The organism is Klebsiella sp. SYXHC3, from assembly GCF_057196925.1.
Map to the genome: position 1 here is coordinate 484,504 of NZ_JBXUNG010000001.1, position 22,041 is coordinate 506,544.

General features: G+C 55.4%; 22 protein-coding genes and 2 pseudogenes. 9 read left to right on the top strand and 15 right to left on the bottom strand.

Translation table 11 applies throughout. The features are described 5' to 3' along the window. The 3 genes from AC2CGP_RS02370 to AC2CGP_RS02380 all read right to left on the bottom strand — a co-directional run bounded on the left by AC2CGP_RS02370 (position 1) and on the right by AC2CGP_RS02380 (position 2,427). Positions 1 to 915: an ABC transporter permease subunit gene (locus AC2CGP_RS02370; RefSeq protein WP_015705514.1), complete on the bottom strand. Its 915-nt coding sequence runs from the start codon at positions 913 to 915 to the stop codon at positions 1 to 3. Between the two features lie 111 nt (positions 916 to 1,026). After that, entirely contained in the window at positions 1,027 to 2,142 is a 1,116-nt protein-coding gene (locus tag AC2CGP_RS02375; protein ID WP_015366474.1) for a branched-chain amino acid ABC transporter substrate-binding protein, read from the bottom strand. 153 nt (positions 2,143 to 2,295) lie between these two features. Beyond that, positions 2,296 to 2,427 carry a hypothetical protein gene (locus AC2CGP_RS02380; RefSeq protein WP_015366472.1) on the bottom strand — a complete coding sequence of 44 codons (132 nt, stop codon included), beginning with the start codon at positions 2,425 to 2,427 and terminating at the stop codon, positions 2,296 to 2,298. 276 nt (positions 2,428 to 2,703) lie between these two features. Here AC2CGP_RS02380 and AC2CGP_RS02385 point away from each other — a divergent pair, with 276 nt between their 5' ends. Further along, the gene (locus AC2CGP_RS02385) at positions 2,704 to 2,982 is read left to right on the top strand and encodes a hypothetical protein (RefSeq protein WP_015705515.1); all 279 of its coding nucleotides are present in this window, start codon (positions 2,704 to 2,706) and stop codon (positions 2,980 to 2,982) included. Between the two features lie 53 nt (positions 2,983 to 3,035). Continuing rightward, positions 3,036 to 3,221: a hypothetical protein gene (locus AC2CGP_RS02390; protein ID WP_015366470.1), complete on the top strand. Its 186-nt coding sequence runs from the start codon at positions 3,036 to 3,038 to the stop codon at positions 3,219 to 3,221. Between the two features lie 13 nt (positions 3,222 to 3,234). Here the strand turns inward: AC2CGP_RS02390 and AC2CGP_RS02395 are convergent, their stop codons facing one another. Next, on the bottom strand, positions 3,235 to 3,543 hold the full coding sequence (locus AC2CGP_RS02395; RefSeq protein WP_032708139.1) for a monooxygenase: 309 nt from the start codon (positions 3,541 to 3,543) through the stop codon (positions 3,235 to 3,237). A gap of 194 nt (positions 3,544 to 3,737) precedes the next feature. Between AC2CGP_RS02395 and ppk2 the strand changes: the two genes are divergently transcribed. The 3 genes and pseudogenes from ppk2 to AC2CGP_RS02410 all read left to right on the top strand — a co-directional run bounded on the left by ppk2 (position 3,738) and on the right by AC2CGP_RS02410 (position 5,252). Further along, positions 3,738 to 4,556 (top strand): polyphosphate kinase 2, encoded by an 819-nt coding sequence (gene ppk2 / locus AC2CGP_RS02400; RefSeq protein ID WP_032711710.1) that lies wholly within the window; start codon positions 3,738 to 3,740, stop codon positions 4,554 to 4,556. A gap of 187 nt (positions 4,557 to 4,743) precedes the next feature. Next, entirely contained in the window at positions 4,744 to 4,929 is a 186-nt protein-coding gene (locus AC2CGP_RS02405; protein ID WP_015705518.1) for a hypothetical protein, read from the top strand. Next, positions 4,926 to 5,252, top strand: a pseudogene (locus AC2CGP_RS02410) (CcdB family protein). Before AC2CGP_RS02405 ends, AC2CGP_RS02410 begins: the two are co-directional and overlap by 4 nt. Positions 5,253 to 5,303: 51 nt before the next feature. Here the strand turns inward: AC2CGP_RS02410 and fdnI are convergent. From fdnI to fdnG, 3 genes are read right to left on the bottom strand one after another with little or no spacing between them, the layout of a single operon-like run. Continuing rightward, a complete protein-coding gene (gene fdnI, locus AC2CGP_RS02415; RefSeq protein ID WP_015366464.1) occupies positions 5,304 to 5,960 on the bottom strand; it encodes a formate dehydrogenase-N subunit gamma in 657 nt (218 codons plus the stop codon). Continuing rightward, positions 5,953 to 6,837, bottom strand: a complete 885-nt coding sequence (gene fdxH, locus AC2CGP_RS02420; RefSeq protein WP_063444924.1) for a formate dehydrogenase subunit beta — start codon at positions 6,835 to 6,837, stop codon at positions 5,953 to 5,955. The genes fdnI and fdxH overlap by 8 nt, the downstream gene beginning before the upstream one ends. Positions 6,838 to 6,848: 11 nt before the next feature. After that, positions 6,849 to 9,896, bottom strand: a complete 3,048-nt coding sequence (gene fdnG / locus AC2CGP_RS02425) for a formate dehydrogenase-N subunit alpha (protein WP_125995154.1) — start codon at positions 9,894 to 9,896, stop codon at positions 6,849 to 6,851. Between the two features lie 224 nt (positions 9,897 to 10,120). Between fdnG and yddG the strand changes: the two genes are divergently transcribed. Beyond that, complete coding sequence (yddG, locus tag AC2CGP_RS02430; protein WP_015705524.1) at positions 10,121 to 10,999, top strand: aromatic amino acid DMT transporter YddG; 879 nt, start codon at positions 10,121 to 10,123, stop codon at positions 10,997 to 10,999. Here yddG and AC2CGP_RS02435 read toward each other — a convergent pair. From AC2CGP_RS02435 to AC2CGP_RS02465, 7 genes and pseudogenes are all read right to left on the bottom strand, one after another. Continuing rightward, positions 10,996 to 11,769 carry a 1,6-dihydroxycyclohexa-2,4-diene-1-carboxylate dehydrogenase gene (locus tag AC2CGP_RS02435; protein WP_047049186.1) on the bottom strand — a complete coding sequence of 258 codons (774 nt, stop codon included), beginning with the start codon at positions 11,767 to 11,769 and terminating at the stop codon, positions 10,996 to 10,998. The genes yddG and AC2CGP_RS02435 overlap by 4 nt on opposite strands. A 9-nt stretch (positions 11,770 to 11,778) precedes the next feature. Next, positions 11,779 to 12,795 carry a benzoate 1,2-dioxygenase electron transfer component BenC gene (gene benC / locus AC2CGP_RS02440; protein WP_349158895.1) on the bottom strand — a complete coding sequence of 339 codons (1,017 nt, stop codon included), beginning with the start codon at positions 12,793 to 12,795 and terminating at the stop codon, positions 11,779 to 11,781. 9 nt (positions 12,796 to 12,804) lie between these two features. Continuing rightward, positions 12,805 to 13,290 carry a benzoate 1,2-dioxygenase small subunit gene (benB, locus tag AC2CGP_RS02445; protein ID WP_020078694.1) on the bottom strand — a complete coding sequence of 162 codons (486 nt, stop codon included), beginning with the start codon at positions 13,288 to 13,290 and terminating at the stop codon, positions 12,805 to 12,807. Next, positions 13,290 to 14,672, bottom strand: coding sequence for a Rieske 2Fe-2S domain-containing protein (locus AC2CGP_RS02450; protein ID WP_213759305.1), 1,383 nt, complete (start codon positions 14,670 to 14,672; stop codon positions 13,290 to 13,292). Before AC2CGP_RS02450 ends, benB begins: the two co-directional genes overlap by 1 nt. A gap of 111 nt (positions 14,673 to 14,783) precedes the next feature. Continuing rightward, entirely contained in the window at positions 14,784 to 15,710 is a 927-nt protein-coding gene (gene catA, locus AC2CGP_RS02455) for a catechol 1,2-dioxygenase (RefSeq protein WP_213759306.1), read from the bottom strand. Positions 15,711 to 15,778: 68 nt separating this feature from the next. Further along, positions 15,779 to 16,069, bottom strand: coding sequence for a muconolactone Delta-isomerase (gene catC / locus AC2CGP_RS02460; protein ID WP_015366454.1), 291 nt, complete (start codon positions 16,067 to 16,069; stop codon positions 15,779 to 15,781). 12 nt (positions 16,070 to 16,081) lie between these two features. After that, positions 16,082 to 17,244 (bottom strand): annotated as a pseudogene (locus AC2CGP_RS02465) (muconate cycloisomerase family protein). A 209-nt stretch (positions 17,245 to 17,453) separates the two neighbouring features. On the opposite strand from AC2CGP_RS02465, the gene AC2CGP_RS02470 reads away from it, so the two are divergent. Beyond that, positions 17,454 to 18,251 (top strand): IclR family transcriptional regulator domain-containing protein, encoded by a 798-nt coding sequence (locus AC2CGP_RS02470; protein ID WP_015705530.1) that lies wholly within the window; start codon positions 17,454 to 17,456, stop codon positions 18,249 to 18,251. A gap of 2 nt (positions 18,252 to 18,253) precedes the next feature. Here the strand turns inward: AC2CGP_RS02470 and AC2CGP_RS02475 are convergent, their stop codons facing one another. After that, positions 18,254 to 19,744: an MFS transporter gene (locus tag AC2CGP_RS02475; protein ID WP_213759308.1), complete on the bottom strand. Its 1,491-nt coding sequence runs from the start codon at positions 19,742 to 19,744 to the stop codon at positions 18,254 to 18,256. Between the two features lie 121 nt (positions 19,745 to 19,865). Here AC2CGP_RS02475 and AC2CGP_RS02480 point away from each other — a divergent pair, with 121 nt between their 5' ends. Beyond that, the gene (locus AC2CGP_RS02480; protein WP_213759309.1) at positions 19,866 to 20,447 is read left to right on the top strand and encodes a TetR family transcriptional regulator; all 582 of its coding nucleotides are present in this window, start codon (positions 19,866 to 19,868) and stop codon (positions 20,445 to 20,447) included. A 180-nt stretch (positions 20,448 to 20,627) separates the two neighbouring features. Continuing rightward, positions 20,628 to 22,016, top strand: coding sequence for a NarK family nitrate/nitrite MFS transporter (locus AC2CGP_RS02485; protein WP_015366449.1), 1,389 nt, complete (start codon positions 20,628 to 20,630; stop codon positions 22,014 to 22,016). Positions 22,017 to 22,041: the final 25 nt, after the last annotated feature.

The following is a 22,041-nucleotide window of genomic DNA, read 5'->3' on the forward strand; positions in this document are numbered from 1 at the left end:
TTAGACCTTAGCCACCACAGGACGGCCCAGAAGCCCCTGCGGACGAAAAATCAGAATCGCCACCAGCAATGCGAACGAGAAGACATCCTTATAATCCGAGTTCACTAACCCGGCGAACTGCGCCTCGGCGACGCCCAGCAGCAGGCCGCCAAGCATCGCCCCCGGTAGCGAACCGATCCCGCCCAGTACCGCTGCGGTGAAGGCCTTAATGCCGATAATAAAGCCGATATAAAAATCAAACGTGCCGTAATTCATGGTCACCAGCACCCCGGCGAGGCCCGCCATGGCGGCACCAATCATAAATACCAGCGAGATCACCCGATCGGTGTTAATGCCGAGAATGGCCGCCATCCGCCGATCCTGCTGGGTCGCGCGGCAAACCCGACCTAACTGCGTGTGGTTGATTATCCAGCTCAGTACCACCATGCCGACGAAGGCGGCGAGCAGGATGAAGATTTTGGTCCAGGTGATTTGCACCACGCCATCTCCTACCGTAAGCCGCAGTACGCCGTGCATCAACGTCGGGATCCCCTGTTGATTTGGGCCCTGACTCAATTGGACGTAGTTTTGTAAAATCAGCGACATGCCAATAGCCGAAATCAGCGGCGCCAGACGCGTTGAGTTACGTAGCGGCCGATAAGCAATGCGTTCGATGGCCCAGCCGTACACCCCGGTGACGATAATCGTAAACACCAGCGTGCCGAAAATAAGCAGCGGGAAAGAGTGAATACCGAAGTAGGCCAGCAGCGCCAGCCCGATAGCGCACAGGTAGGCTGAGACCATATATACCTCGCCGTGGGCGAAGTTAATCATACCGATGATGCCATAAACCATGGTGTAGCCAATGGCGATAAGCCCATATACCGCGCCAAGCGTTAAGCCATTGATCAGTTGTTGCAGAAAGAATGCCGCCATAGGAACCATCCTGCCAGTCAAGGTGCAGCAGACGCCGAGCCCTTAACGTCTGCTGCTTACGGTGGTACGACGCCCCTCTGATGAGGGCGTTATGCGCACTACAATCCCGGGTTACAGCTGATGATATTTGCCTTTATCATCCCATTGATAAACCACGTAATCCGATACTTTCAGGTCGCCTTTGCCATCCCAGGCCTTTTTCCCCATCACGGTATCGACGCTGTGGTTTTTCAGCCATTCGCTGGCTTTGGCATTATCGGTACCGGCGGCGTTATAGGCGGCGGCGATAGCCTGAATGGAAGCATAGGCGTAAAGGGTATAGCCCTCCGGTTCAAAACCGCTGGCGCGGAATTTGTCGATCACCGCTTTACCTTCAGGAATGGTGCGCGGATCCTTACCGAAGGTCATTAACACACCATTAGTAAACTGCGGCCCGCCCGCGGCGGTAACCAACTCTTCGGTCACCACGCAGTCGCCGGAGAAGAACTTAGCCTGGACGCCCTGCTCGCGCATCTGGCGCACCAGCGGGCCGGCTTCCGGATGGCAGCCGCCAAAATAAACCACATCCGGTTTCAGGGCGCCGATTTTGGTTACCAGGGCATTAAAATCTTTTTCCCCGCGGGATAAGCCTTCATACAACACCTCTTTCGTCCCGCGTTTCGCGAGCGCCGCGCGCGTCGCATCGGCTAAGCCCTGACCGTAGGTATCTTTATCGTGAATGACGGCGATCTTCTTCGCCTTCAGCACATCCAGCATGTAGTTGGCAGCAATCACCCCTTGCTGGTCATCGCGCCCGCACATGCGGAACATATCTTTCATTCCGCGTTCGGTGATCTGCGGATTGGTGGAGCCCGGCGTGATGGTCAGGATCCCGGCTTCGTCATAGACCTCGGAAGCGGGCATCGTCGAGGAAGAGCAGAAATGGCCCACCACCGCCGAGACGCCGGAATCATCAACCAGGCGGTTAGCCACCGCCACTGCCTGCTTGGGTTCACAGGCATCATCGCCCTGCACCAGCACAATTTTTTCGCCTTTAATTCCCCCGGCGGCATTAATATCCGCCGCCGCCTGCGATGCCCCTTTCCAGTATTGGGCGCCATAGGTCGCATTCGGCCCGGTAAATGGGCCGGCCACGCCAATCTTCACATCCGCCTGTGCATAAAATGCCGCGCTCAAACAACCTGCTATTGCAAAATGCAGAGTCAACTTTTTAAGTTTTAAAGACATTCGGATAATCCTCAGCGATATCGAACAGACGCCATAAACTGGCGCAGTAAAAACCACTTACAGCGTAACGTGCCAATGCTGGAATAAGCCGTAGCGGCTTCGGTAGATAAAGCAAAAAACCCGCCAGGAAGAGAGGTATCGCCAGATCGATTACTAATAGTCGCGTAGCGTGACCGCAATCGGTACCACCCCGGCGATGCGCCAGTCTTTACAGGTCAGGAGGTCTGTTGCCGTCACGTGGCCTGCCGGGAACGCTGGTGTCCATACCGACAGTGAGCTAAACATAGAACGTCTTTAGCAACCTTGCGCACCGGGCTGGTGCAAAAGTGCGGAGATGATCAAAACTAGTGAAAATTTTGCTGCATTAATGTGAAATCAATGACAAGTGATGGGGAATGCTCGGTATTACAGGCAGCTACCATAAAGAATTATCGAGGAGTAGCAATTTTATGCGACCAGACGGCGTTTACGCTTTGAAACATTAACTTCTTTTACGTATTATCTTAAGCCTTGCTCTTTTTACCTGCCGCCGTGGCGGGTTTTGCCTCATGGATGAAAATCATGACTTTAAAAAAATTAATTATTATTGCCTTCAGCGCGCTTTCTATTAACGCCTGCGCCTTCGCGGCGGGGAGTCTCGCCGACCAGTTACACTATACGCCGCCGGAACCGGCAGACCTTGCCGCTAATCCACCTACAGAATCGCCTGAATCGAAAACGGAACAACCAAAATTAACGATGACCCCCGACGTTAACGCCTACACCTATTACAACGAAAAGGTGAACCCCGTTACCAATGATATTGACCGTATTGAACAAGGCGGCGTCGTCGAATTCTGATTTATACCGGCGCATTGTTCGCGCCGATAAACGTTGACCATGGAGTATTCGCCATGATGAAGGATTATCTGATCATCGCCTGGATTACTATTGTCGCCTGCTGGCCCATTACGTTACCGGTGTTAGCCGTGGTCGCGGGAATACTTTTCTATTCCCGCCATCGCGTGGCGGGTGTTGTGGTATCCGGGCTGTTTATCCTCGAAGCCGTGGCGGCATGGCAGTTTGAGCGCTATATGTAACCACGGTCTCATATTAATTGAGCGGCCCGTGGTTAATCTGGCTGAGTGGTAAATTGACGTCGAAAATCTTGTAGAACATCTCCTGCACGCCAAATTGCCGCAGGCGTGCGGCGTGTTTTTTCGCATAAGCCTGCGCGCTCTGTTCATCTTCGAACAGATATATGCCGCCGGCTTCCTGCGTGGCGCGATTCTCCGTCCAGATCTTCCAGATAAAACCGGGCTCCAGGTTAATAGATTGCGCGAGTTCGGCTAATTGCGTCGACATTTCATCGCCAAACGGTCCGCTAAAAGCAAAGTGCACTTGCAGAAGTTTATTCGACATACTCTCTCCCTGAATGATTTTAGTAAATTGACGAGACTATCCTACCCGATTCCTCATTAATCAACAGTGAGTTGATGCGCTTAATGGCTATCTTGCGCCCTCCACTGGATGAGAAGTTTTCCGCCGCTTTGCCTGGCTCTGATTACACTTTAAACAGCGACCTGCCTTTCAGGCCACCACGCATGAGGACAGTCATGGGAAACAAGAAGAAAGCCGTTGCGCCCATCATACCCGCCAAAACGGAGCCGTTAAGCGAGAAGGAATATCAGCAGGCATTGCGTAAACTGCACGTCGAGTTGGTCAAGCTACAGCGGTGGGTCGTGCATAAAGGGCTTAAGATATGCATCGTCTTCGAGGGTCGCGATGGCGCCGGCAAAGGCGGCACCATCAAAGCGATAACCGAACGCGTCAGCCCGCGGGTTTTCCGCGTCGTCGCCCTGCCCGCGCCAACCGAGCGCGAACGCAGCCAGCTCTATTTTCAGCGCTATATCAAGCATCTTCCCGCCGCCGGCGAAATAGTGATTTTCGATCGCAGCTGGTACAACCGGGCCGGCGTTGAGCGGGTGATGGGATTTTGTACCGAGGAGGAGGTGCAAAAATTCCTCGACGGCGCGCCAATGGTGGAGAGAGGGATGGTTGATTCCGGCATTATTTTACTGAAATACTGGCTGGAGGTGACGCCGCAGGAGCAAGAACGGCGCCTGCGCGACCGTATCGATGATGGGCGCAAAATCTGGAAGCTATCGCCGATGGATATAAAATCCTTCAACCGCTGGGATGACTACACCACAGCGCGCGATGCGATGTTTGCCGCCACCGATACCGCCTGGGCACCGTGGTTTGTCGCCCGTTCGGAAGATAAAAAACGCGTACGTCTGAATATTATTACCCATTTGCTTTCGCAGATCCCCTACGAGTCTCTGCCAACGGAACACATTACCTTACCGAAACGTAAAATTGGCAAAGTGAAACCGCCCCATTTTCCTTTCCGGTTTATTCCTGAGAAATTTTGAATGAATAGCTTTATCACCTTTGCGCAGTATTACCCCTGCGCAAAGGATTATTACAACTAACGTTAATATTTCATCTGTTGCATTGCGCTGGAATCCGCCTCGCAAAATAAATATTAAAATTACTGCTGAGGTTTATTTTTAAGTGAGTAAAGAGAATAATCACTGAACCACCAGCAAGGAGCCTACGATGAAAAGTAATACGCTACGTAAAAGATGTACTGACGTGCCAACCCGGAAGGAGTCAGCGCAGGCAGGAAAGGATTTACGAGAAGCCGATAAGCAGCGACAGCATAAGGAATTCATTGCCGCAATGAATGAATTTATTGCAAAAAAAGGTACTCTCACAGATGATGAATTTTTCAGGGTACTATGATGCTTGAACAATTCAATGTCTATCGAAATTGTTCTGCGCAAACAAATAACACCCTGCCGTATTATATGATAGTGTAGAATGATTACTATGCTGACCTGGCCACTAGAGTCATTATTCCTTTAATACGGGCGCGACAGTTACCTCGTTGGCATCAGCATGTCGCCCCAAGGATAAATATAGAGTTTGACAGCTTTTTACTTTGTACGCCGATGATCAGTAATTTAAATAATAAACGAATCCAGCCCCAGGATTTCGTCTGTAATCTGAGTTGTGCGCGTCAGGGGGTCATTGATTCAATCGATACACTTATCACTAACTGCTGAATGCCGGGAGCCCGCCCCAATATCTTCGGAGCGGGTTTCCCCCGTAAAGGCTTACTTCATTCCCTCACGGCTCTCTTTTTGCGCTTCCAGGCGTTCGACATCGCGATACCAACGCGGGTGATGTTTCTTCGCCCAACGGCGGCTCACCTTGCCTTCGATCATGCCCTTAATCGACCCTTTGACCCAGAATGCCATATACATATGGATGAGGATCGCGTGGATCAGGATAATCGCCGAAGTGGCGTGTATCAGCAGGCTGTAACGAATAACCGGTATCGGGAAATATCCCGCAAAATATGGGCGCCAGATAATCACCCCGGTCACCAGCAGCACAAAAATCATGCTCATAATGGTCCAGAACATCATCTTCTGCCCGGCATTATATTTACCGACGCGCGCGACCTTATGTTCGTTGCCTTTCAGAACCTCCACGATGCCTTTCAGCCAGGGAATATCCTGTTTATCAGGGATATTGTGGTGGACAAAACGCACAAACATAAACATCAGCGCGACAAAAATCAGCACCCCGAAAAACGGGTGCAGGATACGCCCCATCTGCGGTGTGCCGAAGGTTTCCGTCAACCACTGCAGGGTCGGGAAGAAAAACGAAATCCCCGACAGCGCCACCAGGAAGAAACAGATAACCACCGTCCAGTGACAGGCGCGGTCGATAAATTTGGTGCGCACTATCATTTTCGATTTATTCATCATGCTCCTCCTCATCGTCATCAACTTCCTTGTTCGGCCCGATACCGATGTAGTGGTAAATCAGCCCGGCAAAGGTGGCAATAAAGCCCGCCGCCGACAGCGGTTTCAGCGCCCCCTTCCACAGATTGATACTGGTATCGATCTGCGGCGCTTTCGGCAGCTTGTGATACAGCTCCGGCTGGTCGGCATGATGCAGTACGTACATCACGTGGGTGCCGCCTACGCCCTGCGGGTTGTAGATCCCGGCGTTGGTATAACCGCGTTTTTTAAGCTTATCCACCCGCTCCTGCGCCACTTCCAGCATCTCTTTTTTCGTGCCGAAGTGGATTGCGCCGGTAGGACAGGTTTTCACGCAGGCCGGTTCCTGACCGACGCTGACCCTATCCACACACAGCGTGCATTTATAAACCCGGTTATCCTCTTTATTGAGGCGCGGAATATTAAACGGACACCCGGCAATGCAGTAGCCGCAACCAATGCAGTTTTCCTGCTGGAAATCGACGATGCCGTTGGCGTACTGAATAATCGCCCCGGCGGACGGGCAGGCTTTCAGGCAACCCGGCTCCTCGCAGTGCATACAGCCATCCTTGCGGATAAGCCACTCCAGCTTGCCGTTCTGTTCGGTCTCGCTAAAGCGCATTACCGTCCAGGATTTAGCGCTAAGATTCGCCGGGTTGTCATACACGCCGACGCAGTGCCCCACTTCATCGCGAATGTCATTCCACTCGGAACAGGCCACCTGGCAGGCTTTACAACCCACACAGGAGGAGACATCGATAAGCTTGGCGACTTCGGCCTTATAGTCCCGCGCGCGTGGCGCGGGAGTTATCGGGTTGGTCGCGGAGCGTTTAATAATGTCTTGTGTTTCCATCGCCATTTAATCGCTCCTTACGCTTTCTCGATGTTGACCAGAAACGCCTTATACTCCGGCGTTTGCGAGTTGGAATCGCCGACGTTAGGCGTCAGGGTGTTGGCGATATAGCCTTTACGCGCCACACCTTCAAAGCCCCAGTGCAGCGGGATACCGACGGTTTCTACCTGCTGGCCGTTGACGTTCAGCGTGCGCAGTCGACGGGTCACTACGGCAACCGCGCGAATAAAGCCGCGCTTGCTGCTGACTTTCACCCAGTCACCATTAGCGATACCTTTGCTTTTCGCCAGCCCTTCGCTGATTTCGACAAACTGTTCCGGCTGCGCAATCGCATTGAGCAGCGCGTGCTTGGTCCAGGTATGGAAGTGTTCAGTCAGACGATAGGTAGTACCGACATACGGGAACTTATCCTTCTTACCTAAGCGAATGGCGTCATCTTCGTATAAACGCACCACCGGGCTGGAGACCACATTGGGGTGCAGCGGGTTGGTGCCAAGCGGCGTTTCCATCGGCTCGTAGTGTTCCGGGAACGGCCCTTCCGCCAGTTTATCGAGCGCAAACAGGCGCCCAAGCCCCTCTTGCTGCATGATAAACGGCCCGGTGCTGCTCCCCGGCGGTGCGGTATTGAAGTCCGGAATATCATTACCGACCCACTTACTGCCGTTCCACTGGATCAGCATCCGCTTCGCATCCCACGGCTTGCCATTAATGTCGGCTGATGCGCGGTTATACAGCACGCGGCGGTTGAGCGGCCAGGCCCAGGCCCATCCCAGCGTATTGCCAAGTCCCGAAGGATCGGCGTTATCGCGATTCGCCATCTGGTTACCCTGCTCGGTCCAGCAGCCGGTGTAGATCCAGCAGGACGATGCGGTGCTGCCGTCATCGCGCAGCAGCGCGAAGCTATTCAGCAACTCTCCTTTTTTCGCCAGCAGCACCCCATTACCATCGTAGAGATCCGCCAGCGCATAGCCGTTGTTCTCTTTTGCTACTTCTTCCGATTCCGGATGATCTGGCTGCTTATAGCTCCAGCTCATTTTCAGCAGCGGTTCCGCGCCCTTACCGCCTTCGCGACGGTACAGCTCACGTAGACGGTGATAGATCCCGGCAAGAATTTCGCCATCGTTGCGCGCTTCGCCCGGCGCGTCCTGGCCTTTCCAGTGCCACTGCAGCCAGCGCCCGGAGTTGGCGATCGAGCCATCCTCTTCGGCAAAGCAGGTCGACGGCAGACGGAAGACTTCGGTCTGAATCGCCGACGGGTCGACATCATTAGACTCGCCGTGGTTCTGCCAGAAGGTGGAGGTTTCGGTCACCAGAGGGTCGATAACCACCATATATTTCAGCTTACTGAGGCTACGCACCACTTTGTTTTTGTCCGGGAAGGACGCTACCGGATTGAAACCCTGGCAGATATAGCCGGTGACGTTGCCGTTATCCATCATATTGAAGTACTTGATAACGTCGTAGGCCTGATCCCATTTCGGCAACCAGTTGAAGCCCCAGTCATTCTCTTTCTGCGCCGCATCGCCGTAGAACGATTTCATCAGGCTGACGAAGAATTTCGGGTAGTTGCTCCAGTAGTTCACCTGGTCGGCCAGCGTCGCTTTTGGCGTGTTGGCGCTAAGATAACTTTGCAGATCGCTCTGTTTATCTGACGGCAGCGTCAAATAACCCGGCAGACTGGTCGACAACAGGCCCAAATCGGTCAGACCCTGAATATTGGAGTGTCCGCGCAAAGCGTTGACGCCGCCGCCTGCCATGCCCATGTTGCCGAGCAGCAGCTGGATCATCGCCATGGTGCGGATGTTCTGCGCGCCGACGGTGTGCTGCGTCCAGCCCAGCGCATACAGGAAGGTGGTGGTGCGATCAGCGACGCTGGTTGAAGCCAGCACCTCGCACACTTTGAGGAAGTCTTCTTTCGGCGTACCGCAGATGTTTTCGACCACTTCCGGCGTGTAGCGGGAAACGTGCTGCTTGAGCAGATTCCACACGCAGCGCGGATGGCTGAGCGTTTCATCGCGTTTCGCGTAGCCATTTTCATCGAACTGGTAGTTCCAGGACGATTTATCATACTGGCGCTTTTCCGCATCGTAGCCGCTGAACAGGCCATCTTCGAAGGTAAAATCATCCCGCACCAGCAGGCTGGCGTTGGTGTAATGCTTAACGTACTCGGCATTGATCTTATTATTTTCGATAAGGTACAACAGCACGCCCGACAGGAACGTAATGTCGGTACCGGAACGAATCGGCGCATAGATATCGGCCACTGACGCTGTACGCGTAAAGCGTGGGTCGACGACGATAAGCGTAGCATCGTTATTGTTCTTCGCTTCCATCGCCCAGCGGAATCCCACCGGATGCGCTTCCGCGGCGTTGCCGCCCATCACCATTACGACGTTTGCGTTTTTGATATCAACCCAGTGGTTGGTCATCGCACCGCGACCAAATGTTGGAGCAAGACTTGCTACCGTTGGTCCGTGTCAGACGCGCGCCTGGTTGTCTACCGCCAGCATGCCGAGCGAGCGCACAAATTTTTGCGTCAGCATGCCGGTCTCATTACTCGCCGCCGAGGCGCACAGCATCCCGGTGGAAAGCCAGCGGTTAACCGTCACGCCCTGCTCGTTCTTTTCAATAAAGTTGGCGTCGCGGTCGGCTTTCATCAATTTGGCGATGCGGTTAAAAGCTTCATCCCAGGAGATGCGCTGCCATTTATCCGAGCCCGGAGCACGGTATTGCGGATACCGCAGGCGGTTTTCGCTGTGGACGTAGTCCAGCAGACCGGCGCCTTTCGGGCACAGGGCGCCGCGGCTTACCGGATGATCCGGATCCCCTTCGATATGATAAATCGCTTCTTTGGCGTTTTTCGCGCCGTCGCCCAGGCTATACATTAATAGCCCGCAGCCCACGGAGCAGTAAGTGCAGGTGTTGCGGATCTCTTTTGCGCGCAGCAATTTGAAATTGCGTGCCTGAGCCAGCGCCATTTTCGGGGCAAAGCCCAGTGCAGCAGCTGTTGTTCCGGCCATACCGCCTGCGCAGATTTTAAAAAACTTTCTGCGGCTGACGTCCATTGATTCCTCCATGCAGGATGTTTGTTCATCGCGCGGAGGAAACTAACAGCAATATCCCTTTTTTTATTGCGTCAAATCAAGGTCGCCAACGCTCGCCCCCTTAAGAGTCAGCGGCGACGAGTTTGACTAACCCCAAAGAGTTATGCGAAGCGGAAAAGATCGACCGCCGGGAGGCAAAAGATGTTATAAATTCCGGCTGCGTTTGAGTCATTTTCGGGTTAAACATGGAAAAAAAGAGAGCGACGTCAATCGGCTTCGCCGCCATTATCTTATGGAGCACGATGGTCGGTTTGATCCGCGGCGTCAGCGAAGGGCTTGGCCCTGTCGGCGGCGCGGCGATGATTTATAGCCTCAGCGGCTTGCTGCTCATTTTCACCGTCGGCTTTCCCAACCTGCGCCAGATCCCGCGCCGCTATCTGTTGGCCGGCAGCGTGCTGTTTGTCAGCTACGAGATCTGCCTCGCCCTGTCGCTGGGTTTCGCCGCCACCCGCCAGCAGGCTATCGAAGTGGGGATGGTCAATTATCTGTGGCCCAGCCTGACCATTTTGTTCGCCATTCTTTTTAACGGTCAGAAAAGTAGCTGGCTGGTGATCCCCGGCTTATTGCTGGCGCTGTTCGGCGTGAGCTGGGTGCTCGGCGGCGAGCATGGACTCAACCTTGATGAAATTATCAATAACGTCATCTCCAGTCCGCTGAGCTACTTTCTGGCATTTATCGGCGCGTTTATCTGGGCGGCCTACTGCACGGTGACCGCGAAATATGCCAAAGGCAAAAATGGCATTACCCTCTTCGTCTTATTAACGGCGCTCACCCTGTGGCTGAAATTTTTTGCTAGCGCGCAGCCGCCGATGCTGTTCAGCTGGCCGGTAGTCATTAAGCTGATTACGGTCTCCGTGGCGCTGGGGCTAGCCTACGCGGCATGGAACGTTGGCATCCTGCACGGCAACGTCAGCCTGCTGGCGGCGGCGTCGTACTTCACGCCTGTACTCTCTTCCGCGCTGGCGGCGGTGCTGCTCAGCGCCGCGCTCTCATGGTCATTCTGGCAGGGGGCCGGGATGGTGTGTCTCGGCTCCCTGCTCTGCTGGTATGCCACTCGCCGCTAGCCGAGATCGCCGCCAGCCACCGGTATCATTACGCCGGTGATATAGCTGGCCTCATCGCTGGCGAGAAACAGGATCGCATTCGCCTGTTCCGCCAGCGTGCCGTAACGGCGCATCAGGCTGCTCGCCACCGTCTGATCGACAACCTGCTGATACCACGCCTTTTCCTGCTCGCTCGGCAGCTCTTCGTTGCGCGGCGTCAGGCGCGGCGGCGCCTCCGTACCGCCCGGCGCGACGGCGTTAATCCGAATGCCGCTGCCACTGTACTCCATAGCGATAGACCGGGTCAGCGCGTTAACGCCGCCTTTCGCCGCCGAGTAAGGCACCCGGTTCACCCCTGCCGTCGCCACCGACGAGATATTGACGATGCTGCCTTTTCCCTGCTTCAGCATCCAGGGGAGCGCCGCGCGGCAGCCCCACAAGGTGGGGAACAGCGAGCGGCGGATCTCTTTCTCAATTTGTTCTGGCTGATACTCAGCGAAAGGTCGCGCCCAGATGGTACCGCCGACATTGTTGATTAGCACGTCGAGGCGGCCAAAATGAGCGACCCCGGCGGCAAACGCCTGTTCAGTACTCTGCCATTGCTCAAGGTCAGCCTCCAGCGCCAGTACCTGACTTCCGGCCTGGGCTAAAACGGCAGCCAGTTCGTGCACGTAAGGCGAGCGGTCAATCAGCAACAGGGCGGCGCCTTCAGTTGCCGCCTGCTCCGCGGTCTGCCTGCCAATCCCCTGCGCCGCGCCGGTGATAGCGACGACTTTATCGGTAAAACGCATCATGCCTCCTTATGCCGCCGCGCTCTGGCTGGCGATAAATTTCTCATACCAGAACCCTGCCGGGGAAATTCCCCTTTCGCGCAGCGCCGTGGCGACCGCATTTACCATCGGCGGCGGTCCGCAAAGATAGATGTCAACGTCGCCGTTATTCAGCATCGCGTCATCCAGATGTTCGGTGACAAAGCCGCGCTGTGGGCAGGAACTGCTTTCATCCGCCACCACCGGCAGCCAGCGATACCCCGTAAGCTGTTGAGCAAAGGTGTCCAGCGCGTCGGTTTTCACCAGATCGCCGTCACGGGTCACCCCGTACAGTAGCGTTACCGGACGCTGACTACCCTGTGTCTGCAGGGTGTGTAACATAGACAGCAGCGGCGCCAGCCCGGTACCGCCCGCCAGCATGAGCAGCGGGCGTTCGCCGCTGCGCAAATAGAAGCTGCCCATGGGGCCGCTGAGGGTCAGGCGGTCGCCGGGCCGCGCCTGCTGGGTTAACCACTGGCTCATCATGCCGCCAGGCACGTTACGAATCAGAAAACGCCCTTCGAGAGAACCCGGCAGCGAGCTGAATGAGTAGGCGCGCACATGAGTCGTGCCCGGCACCTGAATATTGATATATTGCCCCGGCAGAAAAGCCAGCGGCTCATCCAGCGCGATCACCAGTTCGATGGCGGTATCGGACAGTAAATTCACCTGTCGCACCTGCGCCCCGGTGTTGGTCAGCGCGGTTTTACACTGCGCGGCGGCCACCGGCACATCGATCACACAATCGCTAGTCGGGACCATCTGGCAGGTCAGCACCTGGCGAGCCTGCGCCTCGTCGTCGCTTAACGCCTCGTCGAGATAATCTTCACCCAGGTCGTATTCACCGCTGGCGCAATGGCATTTGCAGGTGCCGCAAACGCCGTCCGAACAGTCCATCGGCAGGTTAACCTTCTGACGATAGGCCGCATCCAGCACCTTCTCCCCGGCATGGCATTGAATAAAGCGGGTAATGCCGTCCTCAAAATTAAGAGCAATATTAAAAGTCATAAGCGCCTCTTAAATGTGGTAAACGTCGATAACCTGACGGATATAGTCGTTATTCAGGCGTACCGTTTTACGAACGATCTGCGGCCTGCCGTCCTGCTCAATTAGCGTGCAGCAGGTAGAGCCAAAATAGGCATCCGTGTGTTGATAGCGATGGCTCCACGTAACCCAGTTGTAGCGCACCGCAAGCCCCTCCTCGCTTTCGCCCATCAGCTCGACATTGCTGATAATGTGCGTGGTGCGCGGTTCCGGCGTGCTGGCGCCGGAACGCTCGGTTTTAATGCGATAAACACGATCCTCCAGTCCTTCCCGGTTGGGGTAGTAGATAAGGGAAATCTCTTTTTGCGGGTCGCGCGTCAGCTGATCATCGTCGCCCCATGCCGGCATCCAGTAGACCACCTGCGGGCTGTAACAGCTCAGCCACTCATCCCACTGACGGTCATCTAACAGACGGGCTTCGTAATAGAGAAACTGGCGAACTTGTTCGAGATTCAACATCAGGCCACCTCCACGCGCTGGGTAATGGACTGGTCGTAACGCTGTTGTTCCTGTTCCAGCGCCGCCAGCATGACCGTTTGCCAATGGTGATGATGGGCGATATACAGCGCTTCATCTTCCGATTTCACCCCGCTTAGCCGCGGCGTAAAGCCCGCATGCCTGGCGTGTTCATCCGGGCCGTCGACCCAACGTAGCGCGCCGCGGCTGAGGTCGCTCCATGCCAGATTTTCGCCAAGATAGCCGCGCTGACAGGCGCTGAACTCTTCCAGATCGTCCGGCGTCCCCATTCCGCTGACGTTAAAGAAATCCTCGTACTGGCGGATGCGTAGCGCCCGCGCCTGGTCGGATTCGCCTTTTGGCGCAAAGCACCAGATGGTGACTTCGGTTTTATCGACCGCAATCGGGCGGATCACGCGGATCTGGGTAGAAAACTGATCCATCAGATAGACGTTGGGGTACAGGCACAGGTTGCGGGTTTCATTGACCATCTGGTCGGCGCGCAGTTCGCCGAATTCCGCCTGCAGACGCTCGCGGTGGGCATAGACCGGGCGCACTTCCGGGTTCAGCGCCCGGGTCCACAGCAACATGTGGCCATTGTCAAAGCCGTAGCCGCCGCCGACGCTCTTTGACCAACCGTTGGCGTCAACCGCATGCGTCCCTTCCGCTTCATAGTTGCGGCGTGACATGGTTGAGGCATAGTTCCAGTGCACCACGCTGACGTGATAACCATCGGCGCCGTTCTCTGCGCCCAGCTTCCAGTTGCCTTCGTAAACGTAGCTCGACGAGCCCTTCAGCACTTCCAGCCCTTCCGGCGCCTGATCGACGATCAGATCGATGATTTTACTGGTTTCGCCGAGATACGCCTCCAGCGGCTGCACGTCGCCATTGAGGCTACCGAATAAGAAACCGCGGTAAGACTGAAAACGCGGCAGTTTTTGCAGATCGTGAGACCCTTCATGTTTGAAGGTGTCAGGATAGGCGCCGGTGCTCTCATCTTTGGCTTTTAATAATTTGCCGTTATTGTTGAAGGTCCAGCCGTGGAACGGACAGGTAAACGAATTTTTATTCCCGGTTTTGCGTCGGCATAACATGGCGCCGCGGTGGGCGCAGCTATTAATTAATGCATGCAATTCATTCTTTTTATCACGGGTAATAATAACCGGCTGCCGTCCCAGCGTCAGGGTATAATAATCTCCCGGCTCGGCAATCTGGCTTTCATGGGCAAGAAAAACCCAATTTCCTTCGAAGATATGTTTCATTTCAAAATCAAACAACTGCTGGTCGGTAAATATAGAGCGGTGGCAACGGTAAATATGATTTTCACGGTCGACAATTAACGCGTTGTTAATTTTGTCTTTAAGCGCTGATAGCGTTTTTTGCATGAGTTAACTCCTCCTGCAGGATTCAGGATTAAAGATATTTGGCGAATGTGGTGACTATCGGGTGTAGAGCGCGGCCCGGGCCAGCAGCGTGACCGGGGCCGCTAAAGCAGATTACTCTTTGGCGCGCAGACGGGCGCCTCGATGCTCTTCGTCGGGGCTCAGCGCTTTACAGAGGGTGAAATCAAAGCGCACTTCGGTATGCTCGCCGTCCAGTTCACGCTGTGCAATCGTCTCGCGGTCGCACACTTTCACCGGGTCGGCGATCAGACCATCGCGGGTGGCAAAGGCAAAATCATCCCACAGGTATTTGTCGCCGCTGAGGTTGATCTGGCTGGTCAGATGTTTATGGCCCGGCGCGGAGACGAAGAAGTGAATGTGCGCCGGACGGTTACCGTGGCGGCCTAACTGGTCCAGCAACTTCTGAGTTGGACCATCCGGCGGGCAGCCGTAGCCGGATGGCATGATGCTGCGCACGCTATAGCGGCCATCGGCGCCGGTGCGAATACGGCGACGCAGGTTGTAGTCGCTCTGGCTTTTATCGAAGAACGAGTAGTTACCCAGGGTATTGGCGTGCCAGATATCAACGATGGCATTAGCAATCGGCTGGCCCTGATTATCTTTAACCTGACCGTGTAGCCACATCACTTCGCCGGCATCGGTGCCATCATCCATGCGGGCATGGCTGTCGGCCAGCGGGGCATTGGCTACATACAGCGGCCCTTCGATGGTGCGCGGGGTACCGGTTTCACGATGCGCCGCCGCGTCGATAGCGTCCTGACGCAGGTCGAGGAAGTGCTCAAGACCAAGACCCGCCGCCAGCAGCGCCGCTTCCTGGCACCCACCCAGCTCATGCAAATAGTTTACCGCGTGCCAGAACTCTTCTTCTGTGACGTTATAGTCATCGATCAGCGTGCAGATATTTTCCAGTAAACGGTGGACAATGGCTTTAAAGCGTTCATTACCGCCAGGGACATTTAAACCCGCGCCTTCACGTAATAATTTCTGCACGGCTTCTTGTTGTACGAAAGCATTACTCATAATTATTCTCTCTTATCATTGTAGGATATTTGCCGGGTGCCCCCGGCATGAGGTCGACGTTATTATTATTAGCTATCGTCTTCACGAATCGACGAGGGATGACGGCACAGCGCCTCTACGCGAATATCCATAAATGGATACAGCGGCAATCCCATTAAAATTTGATGCAGCTCTTCGGCATCTTTTACATCGAAAATGCTGACATTGGCGTAAAGACCGGCGACGCGCCAGATATGTCGCCATTTGCCTTCACGTTGTAATTGTTGCGAATAAGCTTTTTCGCGTTGTTTAATTTCATCCGCTTCGGCGGCAGGAAAACCGATCGGAATATTAACGGTCATATCAACTTTAAATAGCATTATTTTCTCCTGTTATGCTTTACGGGAATAGAAGCGCAGCTTGTCTTCATCCAGCTCCACCCCGAGCCCTGGCGTTTGCGGCAACACCACCTGACCGTCGGCAAAGGTCAGCGGAACGCTGACAATATCGTCTTTGAGTAGCAGCGGGCCGAACATCTCGGTTCCCCACTGCAGCGGCAATGTCGACCAGGCATGCAGAGAAGCAACGGTACCCACGGTCCCTTCCAGCATCGTGCCGCCATACAGGCCAACCCCCGCCGCCTGCGCGACGCGGGCCAGCGCCAGCACGCTATTCGGCCCGCCCGCTTTGGCGATCTTCAGCGCGTAAGCGCCGGTAAAGCCCTGCTGCGCCAGTTGATAACCATCGTATGCGGTCGCGACCGCTTCATCCGCCAGAATCGCGGTCTCGATTTGCTGGCTCAGGCGCACCAGCGCTGCATTGTCCTGCGCGCTCACCGGCTGTTCGATGAGATCGACACCCATCGCCGCTAGCTCTCGGCAGCCTTTCGCGCCGGTGGCGGCATCCCAGGCCTGGTTAACGTCAACGCGAATGCTGGCGCGATCGCCTAAAGCTTCGACAATGGCGCGAGTATGGCGGAGATCGGTGGCTAATTCCCGCGCGCCAATTTTCAACTTGAATGCCTGATGGCGGCGCTCGGCTAACAGCTTTTCCCCTTCGGCAATATCTTTTGCGGTGTCGCCGCTGGCTAACGTCCACAGCACCGGCAACGACGTTTGCAGCGCGCCGCCGAGTAGCGCCGATACCGGTAAGCCTAAGGCTTTCCCCTGGGCGTCCAGCAGCGCGGTTTCAATGGCAGACTTTGCGAGAGTATTGCCTTTAATGGCGCTGTTCATACGCGCCGTCAGCGCATTCAGATTATCGGCCGGCTGCCCTTTCAGCAGCGGCGTCAAATAGTGGGTCAAGGCCGATGCGATAGCCTCCGGGCTCTCGACGCCGTAGCTCAGCCCGCCGATGGTCGTCGCTTCACCGATACCGCATACGCCATCGGAACGGGTAATGCGCACGATGACCAGCGTCTGGCAGCCCATGGTGGTCATCGATAATTTATGTGGCCGGATAGTCGGTACATCCACTAACCAGCTCTCAATGCGTTCTACGGTCGCAGTCATTTTTTGTTCCTGAAAGATGCATAACTTTTTGTACCCACATCCATAACGGGGATGTCTGTGCTTTGACAATAGGGTCCAGCCTGGCGGATGGTCAACGGCGATAATCGAAATGTTGTGCGATTATCGGCACGCTTGTTAAATTGCAGTTAATAATGTGATCGAAGTGGTAAAACAGGCACAATTCGGCGCGCCCTGGTTTGCGCGCGGTATAGTGATTCCCCGTGAGCTTTACGTTGCAACGGAGAAAGATGCAATGAGCGACAATACCCACACTACGCTGAGCGCCAGGCAGGCCGAGCACGACCCCAATTTTATGCTGTCTCTCGCCCGCGGGCTGGAAGTGCTCAATGCTTTTACTCCGCAGCGCCAGCGGCTGACCATTTCGCAGTTAAGTCAAAAAACGCAAATTTCCCGCGCGGCGGTGCGCCGCTGCCTGTATACCCTGGCGGCGCTGGGGATGGTGCACAGCCCGGACGGCCGCAGCTATGAACTACTACCGCGCGTACTGGCCGTGGGCCACGCCTATCTGGCGGGAACCCCGCTGGCGAAAGTGGCGCAAACGGCGCTGGATAATCTTGGTAAGACGTTAGGAGAAAGCTGCTCCGCCGCCACGCTTGATGGCGACAACGTGCTGTACATTGCCCGCGCGGCGGTCAATAACTTACTGAGCGTCGATCTGGGACGCGGCAGTCGCCTCCCGGCATGGACGACTTCAATGGGACGGGTATTGCTGAGCGCGCTGCCAGAAGAACAACTTGAAGTGACACTGTCACGCGCACATCTTATGCGCTACACCCCGCATACCCTGTGCGACCCCACGGCATTACGCGCGGAAATAGCTAAAGTTCGCATGCAGGGCTATGCGCTGGCGGACAGGCAAATTGAAGTTGGATTATGCTCGCTTGCGGTACCGCTGCTGTCGCGCAGCGGCCAGGTGGTGGCGGCCCTCAACGTTGGCGTCCCCGCCTCTTCGATGAGCGCCGCGGCGCTGAAGGAGAAAGCCCTCGCGCCGCTGCGTCGCGCGGCGATGGAGCTGTCTCTTCAGCTATGACATTACCGTGGCGCCGGCGTATTGGCCAGCCCGCGCCAGATCCCCAGCGCCAGCAACAACAGCAGAACGCCAGCCGTCGCCAGCGAAATGCTGTGAGCGCTGATGAATGCGGTTTTCGCCGCCGCAATCAGTGAATCTGCAGGTATCGCGGGTAGCGATTGCACCACCTTCATCGCCTCGCCGATGGACGATGAGGCCTGTACCGCTGCTTCACCGCCAATCCCGGCAGGCAGCTCAATCGCCGAACTGTAGCTACGGGTAAGGATCAGGCCGAACAGCGCAATACCAAGCCCCGCGCCCAGTTCATAGGCCATGGTTTCAATCGCTCCTGCCGCCGACGCCTTCTCTTTCGGCGCTGCCGCCATGATCGCCGACGTTGACGCCAGCAGCGCGCTGGCGGCGCTAAAGCCCAGCAGCGTCATTAACCCCCACGCCTGCCACTGTTGGGTGCTGAAGTCGGTCATCGACAGCCCCAGGAAACTCAACGCGCTCAGCAACATACCGCCGGTCGCCACCTGCCGCAGCCCCAGTTTAGATACCAGCATTCCGGCAATCGGCCCGCTAAAGCCGCTGGCGACCATCACCGGTAGCATAAACAGCCCGGCCTCGAACGGTGTTTTCTGATGCACAAACTGCAGCTCCTGCGCCATCAGCAATTCAAAACCGACCAGCGTAATGAGCGCGGTCATCGCCATCATCACCCCGCTCAAAATAATGCGGTGGGTGAAGAGACGCATATCCACCATCGGCGTCGGCATCGACAGCTGCTTGCGGACAAACCAGGTCAACATGGCCGCGCCGCCGATAGCCACCAGCACAATCAGCCACAGCGCCAACTGCCCCTTTAACGCTGACTTAGCGCTAAATACCAGCATCAGAATGGCCGCAATCAGGATCAGCGCCTGCGGCAGATTCAGCGGCTGCTCGCGGCGTGCGGGCTGACGGGGCACGACCTTAGCGTTGATGGCGATGACCAGCAGCACGATTGGCACGTTGATCAGGAACACCGATCCCCAATAGAAGTGTTCCAGCAGCATGCCGCCCACCAGCGGGCCAAATGCCGCACCGCCGGAGCCCACGGCGGCCCATAATCCCAGCGCCATGTTACGTTGGCTGGCTTCGGCGAAAGTGCCGCGGATCCCGGCAAGCGTCGCCGGCACGATCATCGCCGCGCCAACCGCCAGCAGCGCCCGGGAGATAATCAGCGTTATCGCCGACGGCGACAGCGCGGCGCACAACGAAGCGATGCCAAAAATGGCGCTACCGAGCAGCAACAGGCGCTTAAAGCCGATTTTATCGCCTAATGCGCCCATCGGCAGCACCATACCGGCCATCACCAACGAATAGATATCAATGATCCACAGTAGCTCATTGCCGCTGGTGCCAAGCGCGACGCTGAGCGTCGGGGCGGCCACATGCAGCACCGTTGCGTCAATCGCCACCGGGATATAAACCAGCAAAATCGCCATCAGCGTTAACCATTGCCGAGACATACTTCTTTTCCTCAATTTATCAAATTGGACACGCGTCCAGGATTGCGATCCTGCCGGATTGTTGAACGCCTGTCCAACTTTTTGTTACCATCATCCCATCACCTCTTGGTTACAGGTCGCTATGCACTATTTAAATCGGGAAGCGCGTCGGGAAGTTATCATGCAGGCCGCCATGCGAGTGGCGCTAAATGGCGGCTTCAGCACCATGACCGTGCGCCAGATAGCCAGCGACGCCGGCGTCGCAGCAGGTCAGTTACATCATCATTTTGCCTCGACCGGCGAGCTAAAAGCGCAGGCCTTTATCCGCTTGATCCGCGAAATGCTCGATATTCAGCTGCTGACCGATGACGCCTCCTGGAGCGAACGCCTGTTTTCATTACTTGGCAGCGAAGATGGCCGTCTCGAACCCTATATCCGCCTGTGGCGGGAAGCGCAGATTTTGTCCGGTAGCGATGAGGAAATTAAGGCCGCATATCTGCTTACCATGAGCATGTGGCATGATGAAACGGTCACGGCGATTAATCGCGGCGCCGAAGCCGGTGAATTTCAGCCGCAGGATACGGCTGATAATATCGCCTGGCGTCTGATTGCTCTGGTTTGCGGGCTGGATGGCATTTACGCGCTGGGGATGCAAGCGATTGACGACGCGGCATTTATCCGTTACTTAAAACATTATATCGCGCTGGAACTCCCTCAGGTTTAAGTTACATTTAGTAACAATTGACCGCCCTTCATTGTCGGCGTGAATTCTTTCACGCCTCGATTCTTATCTATCCTCAAACAATACAATTATTAAAAACAGCTGAAGCTTAATTCCAGCCGGCATAGTTTTAGCTGTTTTTTTATTTATCCTTTTGATCTCGTACGCTTAAGTGAGGGTGTTATGTCGATAGAAGGTGATAAAAAGAATCATTATCTTTTAAAAGATTGGCGACCAGAAAATGAAGCCTTCTGGGAAAATAAAGGAAAAGCGATTGCGCGCAGGAACTTATGGATTTCCGTATTTTGTCTGTTACTCGCCTTCTGCGTCTGGATGTTATTTAGCGCAGTTGCGGTCAATCTCAATAAAGTGGGTTTTAATTTCACTACCGACCAACTTTTTTTATTAACGGCGCTACCTTCACTTTCCGGCGCAATATTACGCGTACCCTACTCCTTTATGGTACCTATAATGGGTGGGCGCTACTGGACGGTTATTAGCACGGTTATTCTGGTGATTCCCTGTTTATGGCTGGGTTTGGCAGTACAAAATCCAACTACCCCGTACTGGGTATTTATCGCAATTTCGTTACTCTGCGGTTTTGCCGGCGCCAACTTCGCCTCCAGTATGGGCAACATCAGCTTCTTCTTCCCCAAGGCCAAACAAGGCAGCGCATTAGGGATTAACGGCGGGCTCGGCAATCTCGGGGTCAGCGTGATGCAACTGGTCTCTCCCATTTTTGTCTTCCTGCCGATTTTTACCTTTCTGGGCGTTCGCGGCGTAGAGCAACCTGGCGGCGCCATGCTGTGGCTTGGCAACTCACCGCTGCTGTGGGTGCCGTTACTGGTTATCGCCACCGTTTTCGCGTGGTTCGGCATGAACGATATTGCCAGTTCCAAAGCTTCGATTCGCGATCAGCTACCGGTGTTGAAACGCCCGCATATGTGGCTGCTAAGTCTGTTGTATCTGGCCACCTTCGGCTCGTTTATTGGCTTCTCCGCCGGCTTCGCGATGCTGGCGAAAACCCAGTTTCCGGATGTCGATATCCTGAAACTGGCCTTCTTCGGCCCGTTTATCGGCGCGCTGGCGCGCTCCTTCGGCGGTATCATTTCCGACCGTCTGGGCGGCGTACGGGTGACGCTGGTCAACTTCATTCTGATGGCGGTGTTTACCGGGCTGCTTTTCCTCACCCTGCCGGGCTCCGGTTCCGGCAGCTTCTTCGCCTTCTACGTGGTGTTTATGGGCCTGTTCTTAACCGCCGGGCTTGGCAGCGGTTCCACCTTCCAGATGATCGCCGTGATCTTCCGCCAGCTCACCATTGATAGCGTGAAAAAGCGCGGCGGCAGCGACGAACAGGCCCAGCATGAAGCGGTGACCGATACCGCCGCCGCGCTCGGTTTCATCGCTGCAATTGGCGCCATCGGCGGCTTCTTTATTCCAAAAGCCTTCGGTACCTCTCTGGCCATGACCGGCTCGCCGGTAGGCGCGATGAAAGTCTTTTTTGTCTTCTATGTGGTTTGCGTGCTGGTGACCTGGCTGGTCTACGGCCGCCGTAAACCAGCACAACCATAACGACCTATTTACCGGATGGCACGAT